This is a genomic window from Streptomyces sp. NBC_01525 (assembly GCF_045040405.1).
Lineage (GTDB): Bacteria > Actinomycetota > Actinomycetes > Streptomycetales > Streptomycetaceae > Streptomyces > Streptomyces benahoarensis.
On record NZ_CP109397.1, the window covers coordinates 122393 to 144547 of the forward strand.

At 70.7% G+C, this 22155-nt stretch carries 3 protein-coding genes; all 3 read right to left on the bottom strand.

From position 1 onward, the window contains the following. Positions 1–123 precede the first annotated feature (123 nt). The 3 genes from OG422_RS00500 to OG422_RS00510 are packed head-to-tail and all read right to left on the bottom strand — an operon-like array spanning position 124 to position 21856. The gene (locus OG422_RS00500; RefSeq protein ID WP_405738349.1) at positions 124–5736 is read right to left on the bottom strand and encodes an amino acid adenylation domain-containing protein; all 5613 of its coding nucleotides are present in this window, start codon (positions 5734–5736) and stop codon (positions 124–126) included. Continuing rightward, positions 5733–13580: an amino acid adenylation domain-containing protein gene (locus tag OG422_RS00505; RefSeq protein ID WP_405738352.1), complete on the bottom strand. Its 7848-nt coding sequence runs from the start codon at positions 13578–13580 to the stop codon at positions 5733–5735. The genes OG422_RS00500 and OG422_RS00505 overlap by 4 nt, the downstream gene beginning before the upstream one ends. After that, a complete protein-coding gene (locus OG422_RS00510) occupies positions 13577–21856 on the bottom strand; it encodes an amino acid adenylation domain-containing protein (RefSeq protein ID WP_405738355.1) in 8280 nt (2759 codons plus the stop codon). Before OG422_RS00510 ends, OG422_RS00505 begins: the two co-directional genes overlap by 4 nt. Between the last annotated feature and the right edge of the window lie 299 nt (positions 21857–22155).

Here is a 22155-nt window from a genome sequence, read left to right on the forward strand (position 1 = left end):
TACTTCATTCTCAGCAGCACCGGAATCGGCACGGCACATGCCGGTGGCGGTGGCGGTGGCCTTGTACAGCCCACCGCCACCGGATGAAACACGACTGCGTACCGGAAATCCGTCAGCCCGCCGTCACAGACGCTTCGACAGAATGCGGCCGATCTCCGCGGCCGGCTCCGGGGCCAGCAGGCCCTCGTGTGTCGCGGCGATCTCGTAACGCTCGAAACCGCCCGCCGTGAAGGGCTGCCACGCCTGCGGGTCCGCCCAGGGCCGCACGTTCTCGGTCGCCGCCACCAGCAGCACGTCCTCCGTGAACACACCGAGTTCCGTGGGGTGCACCAGAGTCACGTTGTTGATGAGGACATCGAGGACCGTGCCACGCTGCTCGTCGTCGAAATACCGGGATTCGCTGGCACCACGCCCCATGTAATCGACGACGCGGGCCCGTGTCTCGGCCGGATCGGCGGGGACCTGGTCCGGGTCGCCGTGGATCCGCGCGTACGCCTGGAACATGTCGGTGAGCACCTGCTCCTTGGTCAGCTCCCCCTTCATGCCAGGCTCGACGGGGTAGGAGTCGAGAAGCACCAGGAGTTCCACCGATTCGCCCTGCTGCTCCAGTGCCACGGCGAGCGCATGGGCCAGCACACCGCCCATCGAGTAGCCGAGCAGGCGGTAGGGCCCGGTCGGCTGGACGGAGCGGATCTGCTCCGCATAGCCGGTGAGCAGCTCCGCAAAGGATGCGGTGAGCGGTTCGCCACCGGCCAGGCCCTTGTTCTGGAGCCCGTACAGGGGCTGGTCGGCATCGAGGGTGGGCAGCAGCGTGGAGTAGCACCAGCCGAGGCCGCCCACCGGGTGCACGCAGAACAGCGGACGCCGCTCTCCCGTGGTGCGCAGCGGCAGCAGCTCGCCGAAGCCGTCGGTATGGTCACCGTCGCCGTAGAGCCGCCGCAGGAGCATGGCAGGGGTGGGGGCCTCGAAGACCGCCCGCAGTGGCACCTCGACGCCCAGTGCGCGGCCGATGCGCCCGGCCAGCTGGGAAGCGAGCAGGGAGTGCCCGCCGCTCTCGAAGAAGTTGTCGTCGATGCCGACGCGTTCGGCGCCGAGCACCTCGGCGAACAGCCGGCACAGCACCTCTTCGTGTGCCGAGCGGGGGCCCTGCCCGCCGCCCCTGCCTGCCTCGGGGGCGGGCAGCGCCCGGTGGTCCAGCTTGCCGTTGGGGGTCAGCGGCAGCGCGTCGAGCAGGACGACCGCCGACGGCACCATGTACGCGGGGAGTTCCTCGGCGAGGTCCGCCCGCAGCCGGGCGGCGTCCAGGTCCGCGCCGTCCGGGTCCTCGGGCATCACGTAGGCCACCAGCCTGCGGTCGCCGGGGCGGTCCTCACGGACCGTCACCGCCGCCCTGGCCACGCCTGCCCTCCGGCCGAGCACGGCCTCGATCTCGCCGGGTTCGATGCGGAAGCCGCGGAGCTTGACCTGGTCGTCGACGCGCCCGAGGAAGTCGAGGCGCCCGTCCTCACGCCACCTGCCGAGGTCACCGGAGCGGTACATCCGGCTGCCCGGCCCGCCGAACGGGTCGGCGACGAAGCTCGCGGCGGTGGCGCCCGGCCGGTGCAGATAGCCGCGGGCGATACCGGGGCCGGAGAGGTAGAGCTCGCCGGGGACACCGGGAGGTACCGGCTGGAGCCGATCGTCCAGCACGTGGACGCGGACGTCACGGTGCGGACGGCCGATGGATGCCGGGCCGTCCTCCTCCGGGTCGTTGACGGCGCAGGTGACCTCGACGGTCATCTCGGTGGGGCCGTAGCCGTTGACCATGCGCCGGCCGGTCGCCCAGCGGTCGATCAGCTGGGGGGTGCACGCCTCGCCGCCGGTGATGAGGGTCCCCAGGTCGGGGAGGGCGGCGGCGGGGACGCTGTCGAGGACGGCCGGCGGGATGTGCGCGTGAGTGATCCGGCGCTCGGCGAGGAAGGCGGCGAGCTCGCCGCCGACCGGGACCTGGTCGGCGACGACCAGGCAGCCGCCGGTGAGCAGCGCCATGCACAGCTCGGAGACCGACACATCGAAGCCGGGCGAGACGAACTGCAGTACCCGGCTGCCCTCCCCCGCCCCGTGCACGGAGCGGTGGTTGGCGGCGAGCCCGGCCAGGCCGCTGTGGGGTACGACGACGCCCTTGGGGGTGCCGGTGGAGCCCGACGTGTAGATCACGTACGCGGGGTGGTCGGGCAGGAGGGCCGGGGCGGGCGCGATGCCGTCGCCGTCCTCCAGGGCCGCTGCGGTGGCCGGGTCGTCGAGCAGGACGACGGCGGCCTCTCCCGCGGACAGCCGGCCGGCGAACTCGGCCGTGGTCAGGACGCAGTCGGGCGCGGCGTCGGCGAGCGTCAGATCGAGCCGCCGCCGCGGGTAGTCGGGGTCGAGCGGCAGATACGCGGCGCCCGCCTTGGACACCGCGAGAACGGCGGTGACCAGTGCGGCCGACCGGGGCAATGCGAGGGCCACGAGGCGCTCGGGGCCTGCCCCACGGGCGATGAGGTGGTGCGCCAGCCGGTTGGCCCGGGCGTCGAGCTCCGCGTAGGTCAAGGTCGCGTCGGCCGCCTCCACCGCCGGTGCGTGCGGGGTGCGGTCCACCTGCCGCCGGAACAGCTCGGGGAGCGTGGCGGGCGCCTCGCTCCCGGGAGGTCCCTGCCAGGCGTCGGACACCGCGCGGCGTTCGGCGTCGGAGAGCAGGTCGAGCCTGCTGAGGGGCCGGGCGGGCTCGACCGCTGCCGAGGCGAGCAGCCGGGCGAAGCGCTCGGCGAGGGTCCGCACGGTGCCCGGGTCGAAGAGCTCCTCGGCGTATTCGATCACGCCGCGCAGTCCCGCGGGCCGCCCATCGGGGCCGTTGGTCTCGGCGATGCTGAAGCTCAGGTCGAACTTGGCGACGCCGACCCCGAACCCCTCGAAACCCACGGTGACATCCGGCAGTTCGAGCCGGGGCCGGGCGTTGTTCTGGAAGGTCAGCATCACCTGGAAGAGTGGGTGCGAGGCGGCCGTCCGCACCGGGTTCACGGCCTCCACCAGCCGCTCGAACGGCACGTCCTGGTGCGCGTAGGCCGCCAGGTCCGTTTCCCTGACCCGGCGCAGCAGGTCACGGAAGGTGGGATCGTTCGAGGTGTCGGTGCGCAGCACGAGAGTGTTGACGAAGAAGCCGGCCAGGTCTTCCAGCGCCTGGTCGGTGCGGCCCGCGACAGCGGTGCCGAGCGGAATGTCCTGGCCGGCTCCGAGCCTGGTGAGCAATGTGGCGAGTCCGGCCTGCACCACCATGAACAAGGTGCAGTCAGCGGCCTTCGCCAGCTCGGCGAGGTGCTGATGGGTGACCGCGTCGAGGGCGAACTCCACGGTGCCGCCGCGGTGGTCGGGTACCGCGGGGCGGAGGCGGTCCGCCGGCAGGACCAGCTGCTCGGGCGCCCCGGACAGCGTCTTCCGCCAGAAGGCGAGTTGCTCGGCCAGCAGGCTTTCCTGGTCGTCCTCGCTGCCCAGGAGCTGCCGCTGCCAGAGCGTGTAGTCGGCGTACTGGACGGGCAGCGGCGTCCATGCAGGTGCGCTGTCCGCGTGCCGCGCGGTGTAGGCCTCGGCCAGGTCCCGCAGCAGCGGTGCGACCGAGCCGCCGTCCCCTGCGATGTGGTGCACGAGCAGCAGCAGGATGTGCTCCCGCTCGGAGATCCGCAGCAGTGTGGCGCGCAGCGGGATCTCCTGCGTCAGGTCGAAGGCGTACCGTGACGCGTCGAGCAGCTGCCGCGCGCTCGTCCCGTTGCACGACTCGACCGACTCGAACTGCGGGCGTGCCTGTTCGGGATCCAAGATGTGCTGGTAGGGAACGCCGTCGGCCTCGGGAAAGACGGTGCGCAAGCTTTCGTGACGGGCAGTCAGGTCGCTCAGCGCCGCGGCCAGTGCCGCCCGGTCGAGCGGCCCGGTGAGCCGCAGCGGCATGGGGATGTTGTACGTGGCGCTGGGGCCCTCCAGGCGGTGCATGAACCACAGGCGCTGCTGGGCGAAGGAGAGCGGGACGCGCTCGGGGCGCTCGCCGGGAGTCAGCGCGGGCCGGGCCTGCCCGGCCTGACCGATGCGCCGGGCCAGCGCCGCCACCGTGGGCGCCTCGAACAGCGTACGGATCGGCAATTCGACGTCGAAGGCGGTGCGGACCCGGCTGAGTAGCTTGATGGCGGACAGCGAGTGACCGCCCAGTGCGAAGAAGTCGTCCTCCACTCCGACTTTGTCGTGCCCGAGAAGGGCGCCGAAGAGACCGCACAGGATCTCCTCCGATGGCGTGAGAGGCGTATCCGCGGTCCGTGTGGCCAAGGCCACCTCTCCGCAGTCCGCGTCGTCGGCCCCGGTCTCGTGCGCCGCCTTGTGCTCGTGCGCCCTCACCGTCTCGGGGAAGGCCGCCCGCTGCTCGTCGGTGGGCCGCGGCAGGTGGGCGAGCATACGCCCGGCGTCGTCCGTCGCCGCCCGCAGGAGCGCTTCGATCCAGGCGACGAGGGCCTGGGCGGCCTGCGGGCGGTACAGGTCGGGGCGGTACTCCAGGCGCACCTGGAGCCGGCTGCCGAGCAGACCCGCGATCAGCCGCAGGGGGTAGTGGGCCGCGTCCTTGCCGGAGACGCCCGTGACGTGCAGCCCGTCGGCGCCGGTCCCCGCGGTGCCACCGCCCGGGTAGTTCTCGACGGTCAGCGCCGTGTCGAAGAGGTCACTGGCGCCGACGAGCCGCTGCAGCTCACCGAGGCGGAGGTGCTGATGGTCGAGCAGCAGGGACTGCTCGCCCTGTAACCGGGCGAGGTTGTCGGCGAGGGAGGCCCGCGGGTCCAGGCGCACCCGGACCGGAACGGTGTTGATGAACAGGCCCACCATCGTCTCGATACCGGGTATCTCCGGCGGGCGGCCGGACACCACCGAGCCGAAGACGACATCGTCCCGCCCGGTGAGCTCCGCGAGGACCAGCGCCCACACGCCCTGCAACAGGGTGTTGACGGTCAGGCCGTGAGCCCGTGCCCGGCCGGTGAGGGCCGCGGTGAGCTCCTCGGAGAGGGTGGTGGTGTGGTACTCGGGAAGCATCAGCGCGCGCTGTGGATCCGGCGCCGCCACCAGGGTGGGGCCGGCCAGCTCCGCCAGCGCGTGCCGCCATGCCTCCTTGGCGGCGTCCGCGTCCTGCCGGGCGAGCCATTCCAGGTAGGTGCGGTACGGAGTGACGGCGGGCAGGCCCGAGGGGTCGCCGTGGCTCGCGTACAGCGTGAGCAGTTCGCGTTGCAGGATCGGCGCGGACCAGCCGTCGATGAGGATGTGATGGCTGGTCAGGACGAGCTTGTGGCGCCGCTCCTCCAGTCGTACCAGCGTGAATCGCACCACGGGTGCGGCCGACAGGACGAACCGGCGTTCCCGGTCCTCCTCCAGCAGCGTCTCCAGTGCCTGCTGTCGTTCTTCCGGGGGCAGCGGCGTCAGGTCGACGTCGGCCCACGGCAGCGGCACCTGCCCGAGGATCACCTGGATGGGCTGGCCGTTCTTGCGCTGCCGGAACCCGGCCCGCAGGTTGGCGTGTCTCCGCAGCAGGGCGCGCGCGGCGGAGCGCAGCCGCTCGACGTCCAGCAGCCCTTCGAGCTCCATGACCAGCTGGGTGTGGTAGACGTCGGTGCCTTGCTCGTCGGAGAGCGCGTGGAAGAGCAGTCCTTCCTGCAGCGGCGAGAGCGGCAGGACGTCTTCAAGTCTCGAAGCCTTCATATGATGTCCCTCAATTCTGCTTCCAGGTCCTCGATCTCGTCCTGGCTCAGTGCGGCCAGACTCAGGTCGGACGGCGTGTAGCCACCGGCATCCGGGGCCTCGGCGTGCTCGGCGAGCGCGCCGAGCATCCGGAACCACGCGGCGGCCAGCGCGGCGATGTCGTCCTCGTCGAACAGTGCGGCCGGCCAGGACCAGGTCACAGTGAGCTCGGGCCCGTCCGGGAGGTCCTGGGTCATGGCGTTGATCTCCAGGGCATGGCCGACCGGCATGTCCGGATCACGGGGCAGCGGCCCTCGTACGCCGGGGACGACCGCCCAGTCGGCGGCGTCCGCGGTGCTCCGCGCCGACCCCGTGGCGGGTGCCATCGCGGGGAATCGACCGAGGTAGTTGAAGCCGATCTGCGGCGCCGGACGGCCGGCGAGTGCGGCCGCGCCGTCGGACCGGAGATGGCGCAGCATGCCGTAGCCGATTCCGTTGTCGGGCAGCGTCCGCAGCTGTTCCTTGATGCGCTTCAGCGCCCGTCCCAACGCGGCGCCCGGCGCCCGCAGTTCGTCGTCGGTCACTGGTCCGGGATCGATGCTGACGGGATGGAGCGAGGTGAACCAGCCGACGGTACGGGAGAGATCGGCTTCCGGGACGATCTCCTCGCGGCCGTGCCCTTCCAGGTCGAGGAGGAGCGCGGTGTCGGTGTCTGCCCCTCCGGCCCCCGTACCGCGTTCTTCCCGGTACCCGGCGCGCCGTCGCTCCAGCACGGCCAGCGCGAGCCCGCTCAGCAGCACGTCGTTCACACCGGCGTGGAAGGCCGCCGGTACGGTCGTGAGCAGCGCCTGGGTCACCTCGGACGGCAGGCGCTCGGTGAGCGACCGGGTCGTGCCGGCCACGTCCCGGGCACGGTCCGGTGTGCCGGTGCCGGGCAGCGGGTCCGCCGCCCCCGCCAGCTCCTGCCACCTGGGCAGTTCGGCGGTACGGGCCGAGGTGCCGGCGTTCTCGGCGAGCAGGCGGCTCCAGCGACGGAAGGAAGTCGGCACCGGCGCCAACTCCGGACGGCCGCCGGCTGCCGTGTCCTGCCAGGCCGCGGCGAGGTCCGGCAGGAGAATGCGCCAGGAGACGCCGTCCATGACGAGGTGGTGCGCCACGATCAGCAGTCGTCCCGGGCACTGCGGCCCGCGGTCGAACCAGACGAACTGCACCATCACGCCCGCGTCGGGTGCCAGTCTTGCGCGTGCCGTCTCGCCTTCACTCTCGACCAGCGCTTCCCAGGCCCTCGCGTCGAGGCCGGTCGCGGGCACCCTGCGCAGGGCGTCCTCGGCGGAGACCGCACCACGGGGAGGCACCGACAGTTCCCAGTCGTCGGCGGTCGGCACGGCGCGCATTCTGAGCACGTCGTGGTGGTCCAGTACGGCCTGGACGGTGGTCCTGAGCCGGGCCGGGTCAGCGCCCTTGGGCACCTGAACGGCCATCGACTGGTTGAAGCCCTTCCAGGAACCGCCGAGCTCCCGAAGCCAGTGCATGATCGGTGTCGCCGCGAGACTCCCGGTTCCCTCCTGCCGTTCCGCCCCGGCCGCCGGGGCCGTCGCTCCGGCGACAGTGGCCAGCGCGGCGGCGGACTGATGGGTGAAAACCTCACGGGCGGAGAAGAGCAGGCCCGCCGAGCGTGCCCGGCTCACCAGCTGGATGGACAGGATGCTGTCGCCGCCGAGCTCGAAGAAGGAGTCGTCGGCGCCGACCTTCTCCAGGCCGAGTACCTCGGCGAAGAGGGAGCACAGCAGCCCCTCCCGCTCGGTACGCGGAGCCCTTCCCGCCATATGACCGGCGAAGTCGGGCGCAGGCAAGGAACGTTGATCCAGCTTGCCGTTGGGGGTGAGCGGCAGCTCCGCCAACGATACGAACGCCGACGGCACCATGTACTCCGGCAACCGCTCGACCGCATACGCCCTCAACGAGGCAGCATCCGCCTCACCCACCACATACGCCACCACCCGCCGATCCCCCGGCCGGTCCTCCCGCACCACCACCACGGCCTGCCGCACCAACCCATGCCCCGACAACACCGCCTCGACCTCACCCAGCTCGATACGGAACCCCCGCACCTTCACCTGATGATCAACACGGCCCACAAACTCCAACTCACCCGACCGGCACCACCGCACCACATCACCCGTGCGATACATCCGCGCCCCAGGCACCCCGAACGGATCCGCCACAAACCGCCCCGCCGTCAACCCCGAACGACCCACATACCCCCGCGCCAAACCAGAACCCCCCACATACAACTCCCCCACCACACCCACCGGCACCGGACACAACCCCGCATCCAGCACATACACCCGGGCATTGACGATCGGCCGCCCCATCGGCGGCACCACCTCCCCCACCAACGGGCCACTCATCGTCGCGCACACCGTCGTCTCCGTCGGCCCGTACGCATTGACCATCCGACGCCCCGCAGACCACCGCCCCACCAGCCCAGGCGGACACGCCTCACCCGCCACCACCAACGTCATCCCGTCCGGCAACCCACCCTCCGGCAACACCCCCAACGCCGCAGGCGGCAACGTCACATGCGTCACCCCATGCCGCGCCAACACCTCCACCAACGACGCACCCGGCAACAACTCCTCCGACGACGCCAACACCAACCGCGCCCCCGACAACAACGCCATGCAGAGTTCGGAGATCACCGCGTCGAAGCTCAGGGAGGCGAACTGCAGCACCCGGCTGTCGGAGCGCACATCGAAGCGCTCGATCTGGCCGGTGGCGAGGCTCGCGATGCCCGCGTGGGTGACGATCACGCCCTTGGGCCGTCCCGTGGAGCCGGAGGTGTAGATCACGTACGCCGGAGAGCCCCACTGCAACGGAGCACTCCGCTCCCCGTCCGTGAGATCACCGCCGTCCACAGCAGCAATACCGGACACGACACCCGGGTCATCCAGCAGAACCAGACCCGCCACACCAGGCAACGCATCAGCCGTCACCGAGTCGGACACCACACACACAGGACGAGCGTCCTCCAGCATGTACGCAATCCGCTCAGCCGGATACTCCGGATCCACCGGCAGATACGCACCACCCGCCTTGACCACCGCCAACACCGTGACCAGCCACTCGACCGAGCGGGGCAGCGCCACCGCCACCAGGCGTTCGGGCCCGACGCCCGAACCCACCAGGTACCGCGCCAGCCGGTTTGCTCGCGCGTTCACCTCCGCGTACGACACCGTCGTGGAGCCGTACTCCACTGCCACCGCATCGGGCGTACGGCTCACCTGGGCCTCGAACAACTGCGGCAAGGTCCCCACGGCAGTGTCGCGCCGCGTGTCGTTCCACTCTTCCAGCAACCGGCTGCGTTCCCCTTCGGACAGCACCTCCAGCAGCCCGACCGGGCACTCGGGGTCGGCCGCCGCCGACTCCAGCAACCGCGCCAGATGCGTGACCAGTGCCTCGACCGTGTCGCGGTCGAAGAGGTCGGTGGCATACACGACGCCGCCGGTGATGCCGTCCGGGGCGCCCGTCTCATCGTGGTGTTCGCGCAGGCTGAAAGCCAGGTCGAACTTGGCGGCCGAGGTCTCCGCCGCCACCGGTTCGGCTCGCAGGCCCGGCATTTCGGCGGTGCCCGCCTGGTGGCCCTGCACGGTCAGCATCACCTGGAACAGGGGGTGGTGCGAGAGCGTCCTGGCCGGGTTGACGAGCTCCACCAGCCGCTCGAACGGCACGTCCTGGTGGGCGAACGCCCCGAGGTCCGTCTCCCGCACCCGCTCCAGCAGCTCACGGAAACCCGGGTCACCCGACGTGTCCGTACGCAGCACCAACGTGTTCACGAAATACCCGACGAGGTCCTCCAGCGCCTCGTCGGTGCGCCCCGCCACCGCCGTACCGATCGGGATGTCGGTGCCGGCCCCCATACGGGACAGCAACGCCGCAACCCCCGCCTGCAACACCATGAAAACGGTGGCCCCGGTTGCCCGTGCCAGCGCACCGAGCCGGCGGTGGAGATCGGGGGAAATCCGTACCTCCACGTCATCGCCCTGATGGGTGGCGGTGGCGGGACGTGGCCGGTCGAGGGGCAGTTCGGTCAGCTCCGGCAACCCGGCCAATTGCTCCTGCCAGTACCGCGACTGCTTCGACAGCAAGCTGTCCGGATCCTCCTCCGAACCCAGCACCTCCTGCTGCCACAGCGTGTAGTCCGCGTACTGCACCGGCAACGGCTCCCACACCGGAGCCAACCCCGCCAACCGCGCCCCATACGCCCGCGACAGATCCCCCAACAACGGCCCCACAGACCAACCATCAGCAACAATGTGATGCATCAACACCAAAAGCGTGTGCTCCCCAGGCCCCGTACGGAACAACGACACCCGCACCGGCACCTCCGCATCCAGCACAAACCCGTACCGCGCCGCCTCGCCCAGCACCGCCCCCAACTCCGCCCCAGCCACCTCCACCACCCCCAGCCGAGGAACCCCCTCCCCCACCGGCAAAACCCGCTGCCGCGGCACACCATCCACCTCCGGAAACACCGTCCGAAGACTCTCGTGCCGACCCACCACATCACCCCACGCCGCCCCCAACGCAGCACCATCCAACCGACCCGACAACCGCAACACCAACGGCACGTTGTACGTAGCCCCCACACCCTCCAACCGGTCGAGCACCCATAGCGGACGCTGGGTGACGGACAGCGGCAGCACGTCGGGCCGTTCCCTCGGCACGGGGGCGGTGCGCGCACGGCCGGCGCCCTCGACGCACCCGGCCAGGGCTGCGGGGGACGGGGCTTCGAAGAGCGCCCGGATCGGCAGCTCCACGCCGAAGGCGGAGCGGATGCGGCTGATCAGCCGGGTGGCCAGCAGCGAGTGCCCGCCCAGGTCGAAGAAGCTCCGGTCGGCGCCGACCTGCTCCAGCCCCAGCACCTCCGCAAAGAGACCGCACACGATCTCCTCCTGCAGCGTACGCGGCGCACGCCCGGCCCCCTCCGCACCCCACTCGGGCGCCGGCAACACCTTGTGGTCCAGTTTGCCGTTGGGGGTGAGCGGCAGCTCCGCCAGCGATACGAACGCCGACGGCACCATGTACTCCGGCAACCGCTCGACCGCATACGCCCTCAACGAGGCAGCATCCGCCTCACCCACCACATACGCCACCACCCGCCGATCCCCCGGCCGGTCCTCCCGCACCACCACCACGGCCTGCCGCACCAACCCATGCCCCGACAACACCGCCTCGACCTCACCCAGCTCGATACGGAACCCCCGCACCTTCACCTGATGATCAACACGGCCCACAAACTCCAACTCACCCGACCGGCACCACCGCACCACATCACCCGTGCGATACATCCGCGCCCCAGGCACCCCGAACGGATCCGCCACAAACCGCCCCGCCGTCAACCCCGAACGACCCACATACCCCCGCGCCAAACCAGAACCCCCCACATACAACTCCCCCACCACACCCACCGGCACCGGACACAACCCCGCATCCAGCACATACACCCGGGCATTGACGATCGGCCGCCCCATCGGCGGCACCACCTCCCCCACCAACGGGCCACTCATCGTCGCGCACACCGTCGTCTCCGTCGGCCCGTACGCATTGACCATCCGACGCCCCGCAGACCACCGCCCCACCAGCCCAGGCGGACACGCCTCACCCGCCACCACCAACGTCATCCCGTCCGGCAACCCACCCTCCGGCAACACCCCCAACGCCGCAGGCGGCAACGTCACATGCGTCACCCCATGCCGCGCCAACACCTCCACCAACGACGCACCCGGCAACAACTCCTCCGACGACGCCAACACCAACCGCGCCCCCGACAACAACGCCATGCACAACTCCCAGGAGGCGGCGTCGAAGCTCGGGGAGGCGAACTGCAGCACCCGGCTGTCGGAGGTGACGTCGAACGCCTCGATCTGGGTCAGGGACAGGCTGGCCATGCCGCCATGGGTGACGATCACGCCCTTGGGCCGTCCCGTGGAGCCGGAGGTGTAGATCACGTACGCCGGAGAGCCCCACTGCAACGGAGCACTCCGCTCCCCGTCCGTGAGATCACCGCCGTCCACAGCAGCAATACCGGACACGACACCCGGGTCATCCAGCAGAACCAGACCCGCCACACCAGGCAACGCATCAGCCGTCACCGAGTCGGACACCACACACACAGGACGAGCGTCCTCCAGCATGTACGCAATCCGCTCAGCCGGATACTCCGGATCCACCGGCAGATACGCACCGCCCGCCTTGCCGATCGCGAGCAGGGTGGCGACCAGGTCGACCGAGCGGGGCAGCGCCACCGCGGCATACCTCTCCGGGCCCACCCCCCGCTCAACGAGGTGGCGGGCGATCCGATTGGCGCGCGCGTTCAGCTCCCGGTAGGTGAGAGTGGTGCCACCGTGCTCCACCGCGACCGCGTCCGGCGTGCGGCACACCTGAGCCTCGAACAACTCGGGCAACGTGGTATCGGGCACCGGATGCGCCGTGTCGTTCCACTCGTGCAGCAACTGGGCGCGCTCAGCCGGATCGAGGACATCCAGGCCACTGATCACCCGATCCGGGTCATCAGCGACGCACTCCAACAGGCGCACCAGACGGGCAGCCAGCGCCCCGGCGCTCTCCGCTTCGAAGAGATCGGTGGCGTAGATGAGGCCGCCGGTGATGCCGTCGGGGGTGCCGTCGGCCGCACGGTGCTCGTGCAGGCTGAAAGTGAGGTCGAACTTGGCGGCTCCTGCGCTGAGGTCCTCCACCTCGGTGGCCAGGCCCGGCAGCGCCGGATTGCCTCCGGCGTTGTTCTGCAGGACGAGCATCACCTGGAACAGCGGGCTGTAGGCCAACGAGCGGCCCGGGTTGACGAGCTCCACCAGCCGCTCGAACGGCACGTCCTGGTGGGCGAACGCCCCGAGGGCCGTCTCCCGCACCCGCTCCAGCAGTTCGCGGAATCCCGGGTCACCGGAGGTGTCGGTCCGCAGCACCAAGGTGTTCACGAAGAACCCGACAAGGTCCTCCAGCGCCTCGTCGCTGCGCCCCGCCACCGCTGTACCGATCGGGATGTCGGTGCCGGCCCCCATACGGGACAGCAACGCCGCAACCCCCGCCTGCAACACCATGAACATCGTCGTGTTCGTACGGCGGGCGAGTGCATCGAGGGCGCGGTGTGTCCCGGCGTCGAGGCGCACGGCAACCGAGCATCCCTGGTGGGTGGCGGTGGCGGGACGTGGCCGGTCGAGGGGCAGTTCGGTCAGCTCCGGCAACCCGGCCAATTGCTCCTGCCAGTACCGCGACTGCTTCGACAGCAAGCTGTCCGGATCCTCCTCCGAACCCAGCACCTCCTGCTGCCACAGCGTGTAGTCCGCGTACTGCACCGGCAACGGCTCCCACACCGGAGCCAACCCCGCCAACCGCGCCCCATACGCCCGCGACAAATCCCCCAACAACGGCCCCACAGACCAACCATCAGCAACAATGTGATGCATCAACACCAAAAGCGTGTGCTCCCCAGGCCCCGTACGGAACAACGACACCCGCACCGGCACCTCAGCATCCAGCACAAACCCGTACCGCGCCGCCCCCGCAAGCACCGCCCCCAACTCCGCCCCAGCCACCTCCACCACCCCCAGCCGAGGAACCCCCTCCCCCACCGGCAAAACCCGCTGCCGCGGCACACCATCCACCTCCGGAAACACCGTCCGAAGACTCTCGTGCCGACCCACCACATCACCCCACGCCGCCCCCAACGCAGCACCATCCAACCGACCCGACAACCGCAACACCAACGGCACGTTGTACGTAGCCCCCACACCCTCCAACCGGCTCAGGAACCACAACCGCTGCTGGGCATAAGAAAGCGGAATCACAACGTCTCCTCAGACCTCGTTCTGGGCCGCAGTTTCGGCCGCGCCGGCGCGGCGTCCGCGAGCCGGCCCACCAGGGTTTCCACGGTTGGGTTCTCGAACAGAGTGCGGATGCCGACCTCGGCCCCGCAGGCGGAGCGGATGCGGCTGATCAGCCGGGTGGCCAGCAGCGAGTGCCCGCCCAGGTCGAAGAAGCTCCGGTCGGCGCCGACCTGCTCCAGGCCGAGTACCTCGGCGAAGAGGGAGCACAGCAGCCCCTCCCGCTCGGTACGCGGAGCCCTTCCCGCCATATGACCGGCGAAGTCGGGCGCAGGCAAGGAACGTTGATCCAGTTTGCCGTTGGGGGTGAGCGGCAGCTCCGCCAGCGATACGAACGCCGACGGCACCATGTACTCCGGCAACCGCTCGACCGCATACGCCCTCAACGAGGCAGCATCCGCCTCACCCACCACATACGCCACCACCCGCCGATCCCCCGGCCGGTCCTCCCGCACCACCACCACGGCCTGCCGCACCAACCCATGCCCCGACAACACCGCCTCGACCTCACCCAGCTCGATACGGAACCCCCGCACCTTCACCTGATGATCAACACGGCCCACAAACTCCAACTCACCCGACCGGCACCACCGCACCACATCACCCGTGCGATACATCCGCGCCCCAGGCACCCCGAACGGATCCGCCACAAACCGCCCCGCCGTCAACCCCGAACGACCCACATACCCCCGCGCCAAACCAGAACCCCCCACATACAACTCCCCCACCACACCCACCGGCACCGGACACAACCCCGCATCCAGCACATATGCGGTGGTGTTGGCCATGGGCCCGCCGATGGGAGGCACACCGGGGTAGTCGTACGAGGTGCGGACCGGGTGGCAGGTGGCGAAGGTCGTGGTCTCGGTGGGGCCGTACACGTGGACGACAGTGGTGCCCGGGCACTGCTCGGTCACCCTGCGCAGGGCCGCGGGCGAGCCCGCCTCGCCCCCGGTCCACACCTCGCGGAGAGCAGCCAGCGGGTTGTCTTCCTCCTCCGCGAGCAGGTTGAACAGTGCGGTGGTGAAGAAGGCCGCGGTCAGGCCGGCTCCGGTGAGCAGCCCCCGCAGCACGTTCACGTCCACCTCGCCCGGCGGCGCGATGACGACCTCGCCGCCCGACAGCAGGGGCACCCACAGCTCGTACGTCGAGGCGTCGAAGGCCAGCGGTGAGTGCAGCAGCACCCGGCGGTGCGCGCCGTCCGCGAAGGCCGGGTCGGCCGCGAGCGCGGCGACTCCTCCGTGGGTCGCGGCAACACCCTTGGGAATTCCGGTGGAGCCCGAGGTGAACATGGCGTAGGCCAACTGTCCGCGGTGGGCGGCCAGGCCCGGGTCGTGGTCCTGGCCGTCGCTCACGCCGGGGTCTTCGGCGGCCGAGAGCACCGTCATGCCGTCCGGGAGCAGCGGCTCCTGCCCCGGTCCCCGGCCGCGGACGCTGCCGTCGACGAGGGCGATGGATGCCCCGCTCTGCTCCACGACCGTCCGCATGCGCGCGGCCGGGTAGCGGGTGTCGAGCGGGACATACATTCCGCCTGCCTTGAGGACGCCGAGGATGGCGGCCACCGCATCGAACGAGCGCTCCTGGAGCAGCACCACCGGGGTCTCGTTACCGACGCCCTCGGCGATGAGCCGGTGGGCGAGCCGGTTGGCCCGGCGGTCGAGCTGCGCATAGGTGAGCGTCCGGTCACCCAGGCGCAGCGCGGGCGCGTCCGGGGTGCGGGCGACCTGGGCCCGGAAGAGGTCGGTGAGAGAGCCGTCCGGTAGGGGTGCCCGGGTGTCGTTCCACTCGCGCAGGATGGTGCGGCGCTCGTCGTCGAGCAGGACGGGCAGCTCGCCGAGGGGCCGGTCGGGGGCGGCGACGGCTGCCTCGATGAGCCGGACCAGGCGGTCGGCGAGGTCCCGGGCGGTCTCGCGGTCGAAGAGGTCCAAGGCGTAGCCGAGGCTGCCGTCGATGCCGTTCTCACTCTCCACCACGCTGAGGGTGAGGTCGAACTTGGCCGCTCCTGCGCTGAGGTCCTCCACCTCGGTGGCCAGACCCGGCAGGGCCGGGTCCACCGCGCTCTCCTGAAGGACCAGCATCACCTGGAACAGGGGGTGGTGCGAGAGCGTCCTGGCCGGGTTGAGCACCTCGACGAGGCGCTCGAAGGGCACGTCCTGGTGGGCGAACGCCCCGAGGTCCGTCTCCCGCACCCGCTCCAGCAGCTCACGGAAACCCGGGTCACCCGACGTGTCCGTACGCAGCACCAACGTGTTCACGAAATACCCGACGAGGTCCTCCAGCGCCTCGTCGCTGCGCCCCGCCACCGCCGTACCGATCGGGATGTCGGTGCCGGCCCCCATACGGGACAGCAACGCCGCAACCCCCGCCTGCAACACCATGAAAACGGTGGCCCCGGTCTCACGGGTCAGTGTGGTGATCGCCCGGTGCGTGTCCCGACCGATGTGGAAGAGGACCCGCTCGCCTTGGTGGGAGGCGACGGCCGGACGCGGGCGGTCGAGCGGTAGCTCGGTCAGCTCCGGCAGCCCGGCGAGGCGTTCGGTCCAGTAGGCGGTCTGCCGGGCGAGCAGGGCGGTCGCGTCCTCGGGGTCACCGAGGAGCTGTCGCTGCCACAGCGTGTAGTCCGCGTACTGCACCGGCAACGGCTCCCACACCGGAGCCAACCCCGCCAACCGCGCCCCATACGCCCGCGACAAATCCCCCAACAACGGCCCCACAGACCAACCATCAGCAACAATGTGATGCATCAACACCAAAAGCGTGTGCTCCCCAGGCCCCGTACGGAACAACGACACCCGCACCGGCACCTCCGCATCCAGCACAAACCCGTACCGCGCCGCCCCCGCAAGCACCGCCCCCAACTCCGCCCCAGCCACCTCCACCACCCCCAGCCGAGGAACCCCCTCCCCCACCGGCAAAACCCGCTGCCGCGGCACACCATCCACCTCCGGAAACACCGTCCGAAGACTCTCGTGCCGACCCACCACATCACCCCACGCCGCCCCCAACGCAGCACCATCCAACCGACCCGACAACCGCAACACCAACGGCACGTTGTACGTAGCCCCCACACCCTCCAACCGGCTCAGGAACCACAACCGCTGCTGGGCATAAGAAAGCGGGACGAGCTCGGGCCGCGGCTGCGGCTCCAGCCGGCACCGTGCCGCCTGCCCCTGCTGACCGCCGGCTTCCCGTTCCCGGTCCGCGCTGTCCAGGTACGCGGCCACGCCTGCCACCGTCGGCGCTTCGAACAGCGCACGCAGGGGGAGTTCGGCGTCGAAGGCAGAGCGGACCCGGCTGATCAGACGTATCGCCAGCAGGGAGTGTCCGCCCAGCTCGAAGAAGTCGGCGCCCGTGCCGATCCGGCTGAGGCCGAGTACCTCTGCGAACAGTCCGCACAGCGTCTCCTCGCGTGCGGTCCTGGGGGCGGGGCCCGCCATGGCCCGCTCGGCTTCCGGAGCCGGCAGTGCGGCGCGGTCCAGCTTGCGGTTGGCGGTCAGCGGGAGCTCGGGCAGCAGCACGACGGCCGCAGGCACCATGTAGTCCGGCAGCCGCTCGGCGGCGTAGGAGCGGACAGCGGCCGGGGCGAGCCCGGGGGACGCCGGGACGGCGTAGGCGACGATGCGCTTGTCACCCGGCTGGTCCTCCCGTACGACGACCGCAGCCTGCTGGATGTCGGGGTGGGCCCCGAGGACCGATTCGATCTCGCCCAGTTCGATGCGGAAGCCCCGCACCTTCACCTGGTGATCCACCCTGCTGATGAATTCCAGGAGGCCCGAGCGGTTCCAGCGGGCCAGGTCGCCCGAGCGGTACATGCGCGCTCCGGGCGGCCCGAACGGATCCGCCACGAAGCGGCCGGCGGTCAGCTTCGGACGGCCGTGGTAGCCGCGGGTGACCAGGTCGCCTGCTATGTAGAGCTCGCCGGGGACACCGGCCGGCACGGGCTGGAGCCGGGCGTCGAGCACGTACATCCGGGTGTTCCAGATGGGCCGGCCGATCGTGATCACACCGGCCGGCACCACGTCTCCCGGGGCGATCCGGTACTCGGTGCAGCCGACCGTGGTCTCCGTCGGGCCGTATTCGTTGATCACGGTCACGCCGGGATGCCGGGCCCGCCACTCGTCGAGCACCTCCCCCATCAACGATTCCCCGCCGAGGACCAGTTGGTCGGAGGGCGAGAAGTTGTCGGCGAGTTCGATCAGCAGCGGCAGATGGCTGGGGGTCGCTTTGACGAAGGTCGGCCTGAAGCCGTCGGCGATCGCGTCGGCCGGGGAATTCCCGTCCAGTTCCACCAGCTGGACGCAGCCGCCCGCGGTCAGCGGGGCGAAGAGGCCGGTCACCGTCAGGTCGAAGGAGACCGGGGAGTGCACCAGGGCACCTCCGGCCACGCTGTCGTAGGCCCGGCGGGCCCAGGCGAGGTAGCGGACCAGCGAGCGGTGTTCGACCATCACGCCCTTGGGCCGGCCGGTGGAACCCGAGGTGAAGATGGCGAAGGCGGCGTGGGCAGGGGTCAGCGACGCCAGGCGATCGGCGTCGGTGAGGTTCCGGGCATCGATGTCCGTCAGCGCCTTCGCCATGTCCGGGGCATCGAGCACCACCTGGGACGGGGAGGCGGGCAGCTCACCGGCGAGTGCGGAGGTGGTGACGACGGTGACCGGCGCGATGTCGCTGAGCATGAAGGCGGTGCGGTCGGCGGGGTAGGACAGGTCCAGGGGCAGATAGGCGCCGCCCGCCTTGCCGATCGCAAGCAGGGTGGCGACCAGGTCGACCGAGCGGGGCAGCGCCACCGCGGCATACCTCTCCGGGCCCACCCCCCGCTCAACGAGGTGGCGGGCGATCCGATTGGCGCGCTCGTTCAGCTCCCGGTAGGTGAGAGTGGTGCCACCGTGCTCCACCGCGACCGCGTCCGGCGTGCGGCACACCTGAGCCTCGAACAACTCGGGCAACGTGGTATCGGGCACCGGATGCGCCGTGTCGTTCCACTCGTGCAGCAACTGGGCGCGCTCAGCCGGATCGAGGACATCCAGGCCACTGATCACCCGATCCGGGTCATCAGCGACGCACTCCAACAGGCGCACCAGACGGGCAGCCAGCGCCCCGGCGCTCTCCGCTTCGAAGAGATCGGTGGCGTACTCCAGCCTGCCGTCCAGGCCGGTGAGCACGCCGTCGGGGCCGGTCCGCTCCTGGAAGACGAAGGACAGGTCGACCTTGGCGGACTCCTTGTCGACGGTGCTGATCTCGGCCGTCAGGTGCGGCATCCGAAACTCGAAGCGATCGCTGCCCTGGAAGGTCAGCATGGTCTGGAACAACGGGTGGTAGGCGAGCGAGCGGCTCGGGTTGAGATGTTCCACCAGGCGGTCGAGAGGGATGTCCTGGTGGGCGAAGTCCCCCAAGTCATCGCGTCGTACCCGGCCGAGCAGCTCGCGGAAGGTGGGATCGCCCGAGGTGTCCGTGCGCAGGCACAGGGTGTTGGCGAAGCAGCCGATGAGGTCGTCCAGCGCCTCGTCCCCGCGGCCGGTCACCGCGGTGCCGATGGGGATGTCGGTGCCGGCGCCGAGGCGGGTGAACAGGGCGGCCAAGCCCGCCTGGACCGCCATGAAGACGGTGGTGCCCATGCGGCGCGCGAGTGCGGTGACCCGCTGGTGCAGCTCGTCGTCGATGGTGAAGCGGACCACTGCGCCGTGGCCCGCCGCGACGGCGGGTCTGGGCCGGTCCGTCGGCAGTTCGAGCACCTCGGGAATGCCGGCCAGGCGGTTCTCCCAGTAGGCGAGATCGTCCGGCGTCTCCTGACCGCCGTGGGTGTTGCCGGGCTCCGTGCCCGGGGTGCCGAGCTGCCACAGGGTGTAGTCGGCGTACTGGACGGACAGCGGCTGCCAGTCGGGGGCGGCGCCGCCGAGCCGTGCCGCATAGGCCGCCGACAGGTCACGGCTGAGGGGGGCGAGCGAGCCGCCGTCGGTCGCGATGTGGTGCAGCAGCAGGAGCAGTACGTGGCGGTCCTCACCGAGCCTGAAGAGCACGATGCGCAGCGGTGCTTCGGCGGCGAGGTCGAACCGGTACCGGGCGGCCCTGGCGACCTCGCCGTCGAGCCCGCTCTCGTCGACGGACACGACCGGGACGTCAGGCCGCGCCTCATGGGCGGAGAGCACCTGCTGGTAGGGCTCGCCGTCGGCCTGGCGGTAGACGGTGCGCAGCACCTCCTGCCGGTCGGTGAGGTCGGCGAGAGCGGCGCTCAGGGCGTCCCGGTCGAGCGGACCGGCAAGGCGGATGGTGAGCGCGACGTTGTACGAGGTGCCGGTCTCCTCCAGCTCGTGGAGGAACCACAGCCGGCGCTGGGCGGCGGACAGCGGCAGGCGTTCCGGGCGCCGGGCGGGAACCAGCCGGGGACGGCCGGCGCCGACGTCGTCGAGCCGGGCGGCCAGCGTGGCGGGGGTGGGGGCGTCGAAGACCGCGTTCACCGGGAGGCTCATATCCAGCAGCCGGCGGATGCGGTTGACCAGGCGGGTTGCTTTCAGCGAGTGGCCGCCGAGCGCGAAGAAGTCGTCGTCGGCGTGGACCCGGTCGACCCGGAGCACCTCGGCGAACAGCCCGCACAGAATCTCCTCACGTGCGGTCCTGGGCCCCTGGCCGGCGGCGGTCGGGCCGTCGGCTGCGCGCTTCTCCCCGGCGGTGGCGAGGGCGGCCCTGTCGACCTTTCCGTTGGGGGTCAGCGGGAGCCCGTCGACCAGCGCGATTCCGGCCGGTACCGCATGTGCGGGCAGCCGCTCCGCGACGAAGTCCCGTACGGCGGCCATCCGCGGGGAGGCGCCCGGGGCCGCGACCACGTGGCCGGTCAGGGAACCACTGCGGCAGACGACGGCGGCATGGAGGATGCCCGGGAAGTCCAGCAGGGCGGCCTCGACTTCCGCGGGCTCCACCCGGAAACCGCGGACGGTCATCTGCGCGTCGAGGCGGCCGAGGTACTCCAGCGTGCCGTCGGCACGCGGCCGTACGTGATCGCCGGTGCGGTAGAGGCGCGCGCCGTCGCGGTCCTCGGCGACTGCGGTTGCGGGGTCGCTGCCGGAGCCGGGCTGCGGCTGGTCGAGGTGGTGAGCGAGGTAGCGGCTGCGTACCACCAGCTCGCCGTCCTCGCCGTCCTCGCCGGCGTCGCACACCGGAGCGAGGGTGCCGTCCGCGCCGCGCACCAGCAGCTCGACGCCGTCGATGCCGGTACCGAGCGGAACGCCGGCACCACCCCGGGGCGCGAACGGCTCCCGGCCGGGGTCCCGGGCGGTCAGGACCGAGACTGCCTGTGGGGTCTCGGTGGTGCCGTACATGTTGAGCACCCGGCTGTGGGGAGCGGCAACCGCCCAGGAGTCGACGAGACGCCAGGTCGCCGCCTCGCCGCCGAAACCGGTCAGCCTCAAGGCGGGCCAGCCGCCCGCAGGGGCACTGTCAGCCAGGACGTCGCCGAGGCCGGGAGTGAGGTGGGCCACGGTGATGGACTCGTCGGCGAGCCACTCCGCCACCTTCGTGGCCTCGCGCACCTCCGCGTCGGGGAAGCAGATCGTGCCACCGACCCAGAGGGCGGTGAACAGGTCGCGCAGCAAGGGGTCGTGTCCGAGGCCGGACAGGACCGCGAACCGGTCGCCGGGGCCGAGATCGAAGGCTGTGGCGTACCAGTCCAGGAAGTGCTCGACCGGTTCCCAGGTTCCCCGGACCGCACGGGGGCGACCGGTGGTGCCCGAGGTGAAGACCAGGTAGGCGGGGTGCTCGGGGTTCGGCTGAGTGGTCAGGTCTGCGGTTGCCCCGCTGGTTTCGCGTGCACCCGTCACGTCACGTGTCCCCACGCTCAGCACCGGGCCGTCGGCCAGCCCGGCCGGGATTCCGTCCGGAACGCAGGAGATCCAGGCCGACGGCCGCGCCTGCTCCCCATACCGGCGAAGCCGCTCCAGTGGGTATGCCTCGTCCAGCACGGTGAAGGCCGCGCCCGCCTTCGCCACCGCGGTCAGCGCCAGGGCCAGCGCGGGGGCGCGCCGCGCATGGACGGCTACCGTGTCGCCGGCAGCCACGCCTGACGCCCGTAGCCGTCCGGCCAGCCGGTCCGTCTCCGCCGCGAAGTCCTGATAGCTCCAGCAGGCTCCGTGACCGGTTACCGCGAGGTGGTCCGGCGTGCGGGCAGCGTGCTCTGCCAGGCGCTGCAGCAGACCGGCACCCGGCATCCTTCCCTCCGACGACGAGAAGTTCCGCACCGCCATACCTGCCATGGATCCGACTCCTCAATTCACCTGCCGGCGGTCCGCTCACGTCGGACCTGAACAAGCAAGGTATGGAGTGGGCATTTCAGAGCTCTATTGAGGCCCTTTCAGGCAATAAGGCCCGCTGTCCGCAACGGCAATAAGCCACTGATAAGCACCTGCTATACCTTCCGGCTGTCGGTTGTGCCGACGCACATCCGAGAGGAATCGATGACGACCATGCCCTCCAGGACACCAGCGGGGCAACCATTGCGGGATTTCTGGAACGGCCCGCCCGGTTGGGGTATTGAATCGGTTGGCAGCGGAGC